At 76.8% G+C, this 11,028-nt stretch carries 8 protein-coding genes; 4 read left to right on the top strand and 4 right to left on the bottom strand.

The window, feature by feature from the left end; all coding sequences use genetic code 11:
• Positions 1-97: 97 nt before the first annotated feature.
• On the bottom strand, positions 98-574 hold the full coding sequence (locus tag ACZ6NC_RS18280) for a pyridoxamine 5'-phosphate oxidase family protein (RefSeq protein ID WP_465733896.1): 477 nt from the start codon (positions 572-574) through the stop codon (positions 98-100).
• Positions 571-1,389: a sigma 54 modulation/S30EA ribosomal C-terminal domain-containing protein gene (locus ACZ6NC_RS18285; RefSeq protein WP_465733898.1), complete on the bottom strand. Its 819-nt coding sequence runs from the start codon at positions 1,387-1,389 to the stop codon at positions 571-573. The genes ACZ6NC_RS18280 and ACZ6NC_RS18285 overlap by 4 nt, the downstream gene beginning before the upstream one ends.
• Positions 1,390-1,623: 234 nt before the next feature.
• Here ACZ6NC_RS18285 and ACZ6NC_RS18290 point away from each other — a divergent pair, with 234 nt between their 5' ends.
• The 4 genes from ACZ6NC_RS18290 (at position 1,624) to ACZ6NC_RS18305 (ending at position 8,632) form a co-directional block, all read left to right on the top strand.
• Positions 1,624-1,878 (top strand): hypothetical protein, encoded by a 255-nt coding sequence (locus tag ACZ6NC_RS18290; protein WP_465733900.1) that lies wholly within the window; start codon positions 1,624-1,626, stop codon positions 1,876-1,878.
• A gap of 269 nt (positions 1,879-2,147) precedes the next feature.
• Entirely contained in the window at positions 2,148-5,138 is a 2,991-nt protein-coding gene (locus ACZ6NC_RS18295) for a type 2 lanthipeptide synthetase LanM family protein (RefSeq protein ID WP_465733902.1), read from the top strand.
• A gap of 118 nt (positions 5,139-5,256) precedes the next feature.
• Complete coding sequence (locus ACZ6NC_RS18300; protein ID WP_465733904.1) at positions 5,257-5,442, top strand: hypothetical protein; 186 nt, start codon at positions 5,257-5,259, stop codon at positions 5,440-5,442.
• 235 nt (positions 5,443-5,677) lie between these two features.
• Positions 5,678-8,632 (top strand): helix-turn-helix transcriptional regulator, encoded by a 2,955-nt coding sequence (locus ACZ6NC_RS18305; protein ID WP_465733906.1) that lies wholly within the window; start codon positions 5,678-5,680, stop codon positions 8,630-8,632.
• A 71-nt stretch (positions 8,633-8,703) separates the two neighbouring features.
• Here ACZ6NC_RS18305 and ACZ6NC_RS18310 read toward each other — a convergent pair whose 3' ends face one another.
• Together ACZ6NC_RS18310 and ACZ6NC_RS18315 are read right to left on the bottom strand one after the other, a co-directional pair.
• A complete protein-coding gene (locus ACZ6NC_RS18310; RefSeq protein WP_465733908.1) occupies positions 8,704-9,582 on the bottom strand; it encodes a Vgb family protein in 879 nt (292 codons plus the stop codon).
• Positions 9,583-9,673: 91 nt separating this feature from the next.
• Complete coding sequence (locus ACZ6NC_RS18315; protein WP_465733910.1) at positions 9,674-10,849, bottom strand: AI-2E family transporter; 1,176 nt, start codon at positions 10,847-10,849, stop codon at positions 9,674-9,676.
• Between the last annotated feature and the right edge of the window lie 179 nt (positions 10,850-11,028).

The raw sequence follows: 11,028 nt of genomic DNA on the forward strand, positions 1-11,028 counted from the left end.
CCACACGCCCGACAGGGAGACCAGCCAAAAGCGCAACCCGCGTCCACGCCCCCCCCCCCCCCCCCCCCCCCCCCCCCCCGGTGCGATTCCGAGGGCGCTACCCGCCCCCCGCCGTGCCCTCGGTGAGCCGGTAGCCGGTGACCAGGTCGGGCCGGATCGCCACCGTGTGCTCCCTCTCGCCCGCCACCCAGGGGCGCAGCAGTGCGCGGTAGCGAGCCAGCTGGCCCGGGTCGATGACCGGGCGGGCGTAGCCGGTGACGACCACGCTCCAGCCCAGGTGGGTCAGCGGGTCGATGGCGTCCGCCTCGTAGGCGACCACGACGCCGTCCGCGTCCGCCCCGAGCGCCTCCGTGCTCAGTGCCGCACCGTCGTGGGTGCGGATCACGATCGCGTCGTCGACGAACACGTGGTTGACGGGCCGGATGGCGGGCAGCGCCCGCGCGGTGAACACGATCCGGCCGAACGGCGCGCCGCCCAGCAGTCGCAGCGCCTCGGCGCGTCCGATCGGCACCAGGTGGCGCGGCGGGGCGACGTCGGCGGGCAGCCGGCCGGACGGCCCGGCCTCACCGGTCACGGGGCGGCCGCGATCAGGCCGAGCCCGCCGTCGTAGCGCCGGTAGAGCACGCGGCCGCGGCGCGTGCCGGGCTGGGCGAAGAAGAGGAAGGGCAGGTCGGCCCCCGAGAGCCGCGCCACGGCCTGTTCCTCGGTCAGCTCCGGTGCACCGCAGGGGCTGACGGTGAGCGGCACGGCCGGCTTGGTGGGCGGGGCGGCGGCCGCCGTGCGGGCGAGCCGGTAGCCGGTGGGGCCGACCCGGTAGACCACGGCGTCGGTCTCGGTGGCCGGGTCGGTGAACAGGTGGATGTCGAAGTCCATCGCGTCCATGGTCCGGGCCGCCGCGTCGGGCGAGCACCACACCAGGGCGGCCCGCTTGCGACGGACGATCCGCTCCACCCGGGCGCCGTGCGGGACTTCGGTGCACGGATCGGCCACGAGCGGGCCCGCGCCCACGCGCACGAGCGTACGTTCACCCCGCGGCGCGCCCTGCCCGGCGACCGTCGTGAGCAGCCCCCGGCCGCGCATCCGGTGCGGCCAGGGCCTGGGCGTCCAGCCGGAGGTGACGGCGGCGATCCGGCAGCGCAGGCCGTCGGCCAGCCGGTCCAGTGCCTCGCCGAGGTCGGCGGCGGTCTCCTGGACGCGGATCCGCCGGCCGTCCACCTCGGCGTTGACCTGTGCCAGCACGGCCGCCCCACCGACCGGTCCGACCCGCACCCGCGGCGCCTCGACCAGGGCGTCGGCCCCGCTCACCACGGCCGCGATCCGGGCCCTGGCGTCGCCCGCGACGCCTCCCGACATCCCCTCGCACACCTGCACCGTGACCAACTCGCCCATCTCCGGCCTCTCCCGTCCCATCACGCAGATTTCCGTACTTTCACGTCCTGCCACGTCTGCCCTCGTCGTGCCCCGCGCACACACCCGCGCGGCGATCACGATCCCCGCACCGCTGCGGACCGGACAAGGGCCGAACAACCCACGGCCCCCGGCCGCCCGGCCCTGCCCCCGCCTGCGCCGCCCCGGCCGGCCTCTCCCGCCCCGCTCCACGAACAGGCGTGCGATGATCGGTACATGCCTGCTCTCGACAACCAGTCCGACTACTGGAACTCCACCGGGACGGCGAAGACCTTCGGGCACCCACTCCACCCGGACTGGCTGGCACGCCTGTTCGAGACCAGCGACGGCGCCGTCTGCCGCCACCACACCCGGGAGTGGCTGGACGAGCTGCTCGGCGCGTTCGATCCGGTCGCCGAGCGCGAGCTGCCGGTGCGCACCATGAACGGCCGGCCGGCGGTGGCCACCCAGCTGTTGGTCGCCAGGCGCTGACCCTCCCCGGCCCGCACACCCCAGGATGATGCGGGCCGGCCGTCGCAAAGATGGGGGCCCACCCCCCATGCCCCGGTGGCCACAGCAGCGCAAGGATCGGCCCGAGGGCGGCGTCTTCGACGGCAGCGCCGCCCTCTCCCGGCATCGGAGGTGCGGTGGTGGCAGAGGTGAACGCCGTGCGAAGAGCACGCCCCGACGGGGGTGGCGCACCGGTTCAGGGCCCGGTCGCATCGGCCGCCGCCCCGGCCGCAACGGCTCAGCGCCCTCCGGTGCCCGGTGACGACCCCACGCGCGCGGCGGCCCCCGGCCCGTCGCGGCCGCCCGCACAGCCCCGGGCGGCCCGGCTCCGGCTCACGGGCGCCGCCGCCTCCCCGCCGTGGTGGGAGCGGGCTCTGACGCCCGGCCGGCCCCTCCCGGCCGGCCGTCCCGAGTGGGCCGCCTTCACCGAGGCCGCCGTCGCCGCGGCGCCCGTCCGCCCGATCGTGCCCCGGGCCGCCTACCCGGGTCTCACCGGCTTCGGCCTGGTCCTGGCGCCGTTCGCCGAGCGCGCCCTGGTCCGGCTCTGCGCGACGCTGGAGACCACCGCCGACCTCGACCTGCCCGTTCTTCGCGCCGGCTTCACCGCCCGCCTGACCGCCCGCCTGAGCCGGATCGCCGCCCGCACGCTGGTCCTGGAGCTGCACGCCGCCCGCACGGCCGGCCGGCTGGGCGGCGCCACCCCGCAGGAACGGTTCCGCGCCTTCCTGGCCCTCACCGCCCGCCGCGACGGCCTCGCCACGCTGCTGCGCGCCTACCCGGTGCTCGCCCGGCTGCTCGCCCAGGCCTGCCTGGACGCCGCCGAGTCGCACGCCGAACTGCTCGCCCGCTTCGCCGCCGACCGCCCGCTGCTGGTCCCCGCCCTGCTCGGCGGCGCCGACCCCGGCGCGCTGGTGGCCGTCGAGTCCGAGGCCGGCGACCTCCACCGCCGCGGCCGCGCCGTCGCGGTGCTGCACTTCGCGAACGGCGCCGCCGTCGCCTACCGGCCCCGCCCGGCCGCCGCGCACCGGCACTTCAACGCGCTGCTCGACTGGTTCAACGCCCAGCCCGACGTGCCCCGGCTGCGCGTGCTCGGGCTGCTGGACCGCGGCGGCCACGGCTGGACGGAGTTCGCCGAGGCCCGGTCCTGCCGCACCCCGCACGAGGTGGAACGGTTCTACCGGCGCCAGGGCGCCCTGCTGGCGCTGCTCCACGTGCTGGACGGCACCGACCTGCATTTCGAGAACGTGATCGCCTGCGGGGAGCACCCCGTCCTGGTGGACGTGGAGACGCTGTTCCACCCGCCCGCCCAGGCCGGACCGGCGGAGGACCCGGCCGCCCGCGCGCTGGAGGAGTCGGTCCACCGGGTCGGCCTGCTGCCGCAGTTGCTGCTGGGCGACGACGGCGCGGTGGACGTCTCCGGCATCGGCGGCGGGCGGCGGGCGACCTCCCCGGTGGACGGCGTGGACTGGGCGGGCGCCGGCACCGACGAGATGCGGCTGGTGCGGCGCCCACGCCAGTTCGGCGAGGCCCGCAACCGGCCCCGGCTGGACGGCGCCCTCGCCGACCCGGCCGCGTACACCGAAGCGCTGGTGGCCGGTTTCCGCGCCGGGTACGCCGCGATCGCCGCCGGCCGGGAACAACTCGGCGGCCCGCACGGGCTGTTGCACTCCTTCGCCGAGGACGAGGTGCGGGTGGTGCCACGTGCCACCCGGGTGTACGCGCGGCTGCTGGACGAGTCGACCCACCCGGACGTGCTGGGCGACGCCGCCGCCCGCGGCGCGGTGCTGGAGCTGCTGCGCACCGACGCCGTCGCCGACCCGGGCCGCCTCGGCCTCGCCGACCACGAGCTCGCCGACCTCTGGGCCGGCGACGTCCCGCTCTTCACCACCCGCCCCGGCAGCCGCGACCTGTGGACGGCCGGCGGCCGCCGGCTCCCCGGCGAACTGGCCGAAACCGGACTGTCCCGCGCCGAGGCCAAACTCGCCGCCCTCGGCGGGGTGGACCGCAAGGACCAGGAGTGGATCATCCGGGCGGCGATGGCGGGCGCCGCCACCGCGCCCGCGCACCGCCCCGGCCGCCCGGTGCCGGAGAACGTCTGGGCCACCGCGCCCGAGCCCGAACATCTGCTGGCCGCCGCCCGCGGTGTCGGCGACCAGCTGGTCGCGGCCGCGTACCGGGGGCGCACCCGCACCAACTGGCTCGGCCTGGAACTGCTCGCCGACCGGTACTGGCGGGTCCGCCCGCTCGGCGCCGACCTGGCCGGCGGGTACACCGGCACCGCGCTCTTCCTGGCCCAACTGGCCGCGCTCACCGGCTCCGACCGCTACGCCGAGGTCGCCCGCCGCTCGCTCGCGCCCGTCCCCGGCCTGCTCGACCTGCTCGGCGCGCACCCCGACCACCCGGCCGCGGTCGGCTCCGGGGCGTTCGCCGGGCTGGGCGGCATCGCGTACGCGCTCACCGAGATCGCCCGCACCCTGGACGACCCCCTGATCCGGCAGTGGACCGGCCCGGCGGTGGCGCTCACCGCGGCCGCCGCCGAACGTGAGAGCGACACCGGCGTGCACAGCGGCACCGCCGGCGGCCTGGCCGCGCTGCTCGCCGTGCACGCCGCCACCGGCCGGCCCGAGGCCCTGGACGCCGCCGCCGGGTGCGCCGAACGGCTCGCCGCGGCGTCCCTGCCCGCCGGCCTCGGCTTCGCCCACGGCGCGGCGGGCACCGGCTGGGCGCTGCTGCGGTACGCGCAGGCCGCCGGCGAGCCGGCCGACGGCCCGCACCACCGGGCCGGTCTGGCCGCCCTGCACGCCGCCACCACCCGGCGCCCCCGCGAGGCGTCATGGTGCCGCGGCCGCCCCGGCATCGCGCTCGCGGTGGCCGACAGCCCGGGCGCGCAGGCCGACCAGCGGCTCGCCGAGTGGCTCCCGCGCGCCGTCCGGAACACCGCACGCGCGGCGCCGCTGCCCGATCAGAGCCTGTGCCACGGTGAACTCGGCGTCCTGGAGCTGCTCGGCCGCAGCAGCCCGGCGTACGGGCGGACACCCTGGGTGCGGCGGGCAGGCGCGCTGCTGGCCGGGATCGACCAGGACGGCCCGCGCTGCGGCACCCCGGACCACGTACCGCACCCGGGCCTGCTCACCGGTCTGGCCGGGATCGGGCACGGGCTGCTGCGGCTGGGCTTCCCCGAGCGGGTGCCGCCCGCGCTGCTGCTCCGCCCCCTGCTCCCGGCTCCGCCGCCGGCCCTTTGACCGCACCACCGTCCGTGGTCCGCCCGGACCCGGTACGGTGCGGCAGGCGGGCCTTGCGCCCGCCTGTTTCCAACCCGGCCAACACCCGGTTCATCGACGAATGGGAGTATCCGAGCACATGCGCGACACCGATCTGACGCCCACCCGGAAGCACGCGAGCGGCCGGCCCGACGAGGCGGTCGACCACCCCGCCGGCGAGATCCGGCTGCGGGCCGGCGGCGGCCTGGGCCTGCGCTCCCAGCTGCTCGCCGCCGGCGGCACGGCGCCCGCCTTCGAGTTCCCGACCATGACCGAACCGATCTGACCGGCCCGGCACCGATCCATCGCCGGCTCCCGGACGACGCGCGCCCCACGGACGCGCCCGCCCGGCCGGACCGCCACCGGGGACCGGGCAGCCTCCCGGTGGCGGTCCCGGCGTGAACCGGAGACCCCCGCCATGAATGTGGTCGTACGGTAACCATCCTGCAATGGTACGGTGGACACTTCGTGGCCGATTCTCCACCCTACAGATCCCACAGACCGTCAAGTAGCCTGCGGCCATGCGCACCACTTCGTCGATCACCATCGGGCGGGCGGCCGAGATCGGCCTGCTCAGCAGCGCGCTCGCGGCATCCCGGCAACGGGCCGGGCAAGCGGTCTTCCTGCTCGGCGAGGCCGGGATCGGCAAGTCCCGACTGGTCGGCGAGTGCGCCTACCAGGCGTACGGGCTCGGACTCCCCGTACTGCGCGGCCGCGGCTCCTCCACGCTGACGGTCACGCCGTTCCGGCCGCTGATCGAGGCGCTCTCCTCCCGATTCCGGGCCGCCGGGACGCCCACCGACCCCGAACTCGCCCCCTACCGACCGGCCCTGGCCCGGCTGGTGCCCGAGTGGCGCACCGCGCCGGCCGGGGCGGCCGGCTACCCGGAGACGGTGGTCGAACTCGCCGAGGCGCTGCTACGACTGCTCGCCGTCCTCGGCCGGGAGCAGGGCTGCGTCCTGCTGCTGGAGGACCTGCACGACACCGACGCGGAGACGGTCGCCGTCCTGGAGTACCTGGTCGACAACCTGGCCGGCCTGCCGGTGCTGCTGGTCGGCACGCTGCGGGCGGAGCCCGGCCCCGCGCTGGACCTCGTCCGGGCCGCCGAGCGCCGGCGGGCCGCGACCGTCGCCGAACTGCGGCCGCTGCCACCGGCCGACGTCCGGGCGATGGCCGCCGCGATCCTGGAGGCCGAGGTCGCCGAAGTGCCCGCGGCCGTCCTGGAACAGCTGGCCGAACGCGGCGACGGCTGCCCCTACCTGGTCGAGGAGCTGCTCGCCGACATGCTGGCCTCCGGCGCGCTGCGCCGCACGGGCGAGGGCTGGGAGGTGGCCGGCGGCCTCTGTACCGCCGTACCCAGCACCATCGTGCGCAGCTGGGGCCGGCGGATCGACCAGCTCGACCCGCCGGTGCGCGAACTCCTGCTCACCGCCGCCACCCTGGGCAGCCGCTTCTCGGTCGCCACCGTCCAGCTGATCACCGGCCACGACGACCGGACGCTCTTCAGCCACCTGCGGTCCGCCTCCGAGGCCAACGTCATCGTGCCCGACGGCGCCGCCCCCGACCGCTACGCGTTCCGGCACACGCTCACCGCCGACGCCGTCACCGCCGCTCTCGCCCCCGCCGAACGGGCCGCCGTGGCCCGCCGGGCGGCCCTGGCGATCCTCCGCTCCGACCCCGAACTCGGCGACGAGCGCCGCCAGTTGGTGGCCTCCCTGCTGCTGGCCGGCGGCGACCGGGCGGGCGCCGCCGTGCACTTCGCCGAGGCCGGCCGCCGGTTGCTGGAGGCGGGCGCGGCCGGATCGGCGGTGGTGCTGCTGGAGCGCGCGCACGAGCTCGCCGGGGACGCCGAACGGGACACCGTCACCGAGCAGTTGCTGCCGGCACTAGCCGAATCCGGGCGCCTGGACCGGGCGTTCGAGCTGGCCGGCACGCTGCCGACGGTGGCGACCCTGTCGCCGAACGACCGGCCCCCCGCCGTCGAGCGCCGGATCGAGCTGCACACCCGGCTCGCCTGGGCGGCGGTGATGGCCGAGCGCACCGCCGAGGCCACCGCCCAGCTCGACGCCGCCCGCACCCTCACCGGTGCGCACCCGCGCCCCGAGCAGGACGCCGCCCTCGTGGTGGTCGAAGGACACCTGGCCCTCCTCCCCGACCACCGCGCGCCCGAGCGCGTCTCCCCCGCCGAGACCGAGCGCCTCGCCCGCCACGCCGCCGAGGTCGCCGAAAGCGCCGGCCTGCCGGTGGTCGCCTGCCAGGCCTGGCAGTTGCTCGCCCTGCTGGCCCGCGAGCGCGGCTTCGACGACGCCGACGCCTGCCTGGAACGCATGCTCGGCGTCGCCGAGTCGCACGCCCTGCCCGTCTGGCGGGTCGAGGCGCTGCTCCGCCTCGGCGCCAACGCCTTCATGCGCACCGGCGACGGCACCCGCCTCGCCCACGCCCGGGAGGCCGCCGCCGGTCTCGGCGCGATCGTGCTCACCCAGACCCTGGACGGCCTGCTCGCCATGAACGCCGTCCTGCGCGGCGACTGGCCGGCCGCCCGGGAGATCGTCGACCGCTGCCTCGACGCCACCGCCCGGCTGCGCAACCTCGCCGCCCACCGCTACCTGCTGCTCGGCTCCGCCACCCTGGCCGCCCACCGCGGCCGCGGCCGCGAGATGGAGCGCGAGCTGGTCCGGTTCAAGCAGGCCGGCGGCGAGGAGTCGTTCCTGATGCCGCTGCGCTACGGCCTCTGCCGGGCCGTCGGCGCCCTGCTCACCGAGGACCGCGCCCGCGCGCGCGCCGAACTGGCCGCCGGCCTCGCCTGGGAACTCGACCACCCCAGCGTCTTCTACCTGGCCGGGCGGCACGGCCTGCACCCGCTGCTGGAGGTCGTGACCGGCACCTGGACGCGCACCGAGTTCGCGCCGACCACCACCACCCCCGCCGCCGGGCTCGCCTGGAACCGCCAGTTCCTGCTCTTCGCCGAGGCTGTCCTGCTCGGCCGCGAGCACCGCCCGGAGGACGCCACCCGCACACTCGCCGAGGCCCGCGCCGCGGCGGCCCCCTTCCCGCTCGCCCACCACCTGGCGCTGCGGCTCGCCGCCGAGGCCGCGCTCGCCGACGGCTGGGGCGAGCCGGTGGCCTGGCTGCGCACCGCCGAGGAGTACTTCCACGCCGCCGAGGTCCAGCCGGTGGCCGCGGCCTGCCGGTCGCTGCTGCGCCGCGCGGGCGCCAGCGTCGCCCAGCACCGCGGCGGCCGCGACGCCGTCCCGGCCCGTCTGCGCACCTGTGGCGTGACCCTGCGCGAGTACGAGGTGTTCGTCCTGCTCACCGACCGCCCCGGCAACCAGCAGCTGGCCCGCAAGCTCTCCATCTCCCCGCGCACCGTCGAGAAACACGTGGCCAGCCTGCTCGCCAAGACCGGCCGCCCCGACCGCGCCGCCCTCTGCGCCCTCGCCGCGGACCTCTGCGCCGAGCCCTCCACCCACGGCTAGGGGGTGGAGGGCTGGACCAGGGCGGGCGTGCCGACCGGTACGGCGCTCAGGCCCGGTGACGGCCCGCCGGCTCAGGGCACCAGGCGGACGATCTCGCCGATCTCCAGCGCCGCGTACACGGCCCCGTCCGGGCCGACGGCGATGCCGTGCGGCTCCGCGCCCGCGACCGGCAGCTCGTAGCCCGCGTAGCCGCCTCCCGGGGTGAGCGAGCCGATCCGGTTGCCGGCCCACTCGGTGAACCAGAGGCGCCCGTCCGGACCGGCCGCGACGGCGTGCGGGCGGGCGGCCCGGTCGGGCAGCGGGTACTCGGTCACCGCGCCGTCCACCGCGAGCCGGGCGATCCGGCCGGCGCCGATCTCGACGCACCAGAGCGCGCCGTCACCGCCCGCGGCGATGCCGACGGGCGCGGCCCCCTCGGTGGGCAGCGGATGCACCGTGACCTCCCCCTCGACGGTGATCCGGCCGACGGCGTGGGCCTGGTTGAGGGTGAACCAGAGCGCGCCGTCCGGCCCGGCGGCGATCATCGACGGGTAGGCGCCGGCCACCGGCAGCGGATACTCCGTCACCTCGCCGTCCACCGTGATCCGGCCGATCCGGCCGGCGTTCAGCTCGGTGAACCAGAGCGCGCCGTCGGGGCCGGCGGCGATCCCGAACGGCCCGGCGCCCCGCGTCGGCACGTCGAACGACCGCTCGCGGCCGTTCACGTCGATCCGCCCGATCCGGTGGTCCCGCATCCGGGTGAACCAGAGCGCGCCGTCCGGCCCCGCCGTGATCACCGACGGCCCGCACTCCGGCACCCCCAGCCCGAACCGCCGCACCGCCCCGTCCGCCGCCAACCGCCCGATCTCCCCGGCGTGCACCAGCGTGAACCAGACCGCGCCGTCCGGCCCGATCGCGACCCCGTACGGCCCGGCCCGGCCGTCCGACACCGGGAACCGCTCGAACGTCATCCGTATCCCACCCCTCACTATCGCGACTTACGTCGCATTAGCACTCTCGCACACGCGCCGCCCGTACGACAAGCGCCCCCGGCCCGCCCGGCTACTCCCCGGCGGGCGCCTGCTCCTGAACGGGCGTCCGCCCGACCGTCGCACCGCGCCGGCCGCCCCGGCGGGACCGGCCGATCTCGCCGCCAAGGACGGAGATGACACCGACGCCGGCGGCGCAGATCGGCACGGCGAGCAGGGCGCCGAGGATGCCCGCGATGCCGGAGCCCGCCACCACGGCGACCATGATGGTGGCCGGGTGCAGCTCGACGGTGCGACTCTGGATCAGCGGCTGGAGGATGTTGCCCTCGATCATCTGGACGGCGACCACCACGCCGAGCGCCCAGAGCGCCGTCCCGAGCCCGCCCTCGGCGAGCGCGACCAGCACGGCGACCGTCCCGGAGAGGAACGCCCCGACGAACGGGATGTAGGCGCCCATGAACACCAGGGCGCCGAGCCCGGGCGCGCCGGGGACATCGAGCAGCAGCAGGCCGATGGTGATGAAGAAGGCGTCGATCAGGGCGATCAGCGTGGTGCCGCGCATGAAGCCGGCCATCGCATCGAAGGCCTGTTCGGCGCAGGCGATGACCGTCTCGGCAGTGCGGGCCGGCAGGTAGGAGCGGACGGCGTCGGGGGTGCGGTGGCCGTCGCGCAGGAAGAAGAAGACCAGGGCGAGGGCGAGGACGCCGCCGGTGGCGATCTGGGTGGCGAGGCCGAGCCCGGAGAGCACGCTGTTGGTGAGCGTGGAGAGCAGCGAGCTGGTCTCGCCCTGGGCGTTGTCCAACGCGTGGCGGATCTTCTCACCGAACGGGCCGAGCCATTCGGCGAGCCGGTCGCCGGCCTGCTGGAGGGCCTCGGCGATCTGCGGGGCGCTGTGCACCAGCGAGTTGACCAGCAGGGCGATCACCCCGCCGACGGCGGCCACCAGCAGGGCGCAGGTGAGGCCGGCGGCCAGGCCACGGCCGAGCCCGTGCCGGACCATCCACGGCATCGCGGGGTAGAGCAGCGAGGTGCCGAGCAGTGCCAGGATCACCGGCACGGTGGCGGCGCGCAGTTCGACCAGGGCGAAGACGACCAGCGAGGCGACGGTGATGAGGAGGATGCCCGCGACCGACCAGGCGGCCGCGGCCCGGACCGGGGGCGGCAGCATCAGGTACGGCCGGCGGTGGTCCGGCCGGCGCTCGCGGACGGTGCCGTCCGGATCACTGCCGGACGGGAGCTCCCCCGACATCTCCACCTCCGCCTGGGTCGATCAGTCCATATTTGCCCCATCTCAGCAGATGATCTGACCAATCGCCCGTTCTGCCGCACGGCAGCGGGGGGGGGGGGGGGGGGGGGGGGGGGGGGGGGGGGGGGGGGGAGCGAACGAACCACAGCAGGGGGATGGGAGGGGGAAAGGCGGGAGGGGAG

It is taken from the genome of Kitasatospora sp. NPDC041988, assembly GCF_055588525.1.

Coding starts and splice junctions, on each gene's coding strand:
- ACZ6NC_RS18315 (WP_465733910.1), bottom strand. CDS start 10,849: ATGTCGGGGGAGCTCCCGTCCGGCAGTGATCCGGACGGCACCGTCCGC.
- ACZ6NC_RS18300 (WP_465733904.1), top strand. CDS start 5,257: ATGCGCGACACCGATCTGACGCCCACCCGGAAGCACGCGAGCGGCCGG.
- ACZ6NC_RS18290 (WP_465733900.1), top strand. CDS start 1,624: ATGCCTGCTCTCGACAACCAGTCCGACTACTGGAACTCCACCGGGACG.
- ACZ6NC_RS18310 (WP_465733908.1), bottom strand. CDS start 9,582: ATGACGTTCGAGCGGTTCCCGGTGTCGGACGGCCGGGCCGGGCCGTAC.
- ACZ6NC_RS18305 (WP_465733906.1), top strand. CDS start 5,678: ATGCGCACCACTTCGTCGATCACCATCGGGCGGGCGGCCGAGATCGGC.
- ACZ6NC_RS18285 (WP_465733898.1), bottom strand. CDS start 1,389: ATGGGCGAGTTGGTCACGGTGCAGGTGTGCGAGGGGATGTCGGGAGGC.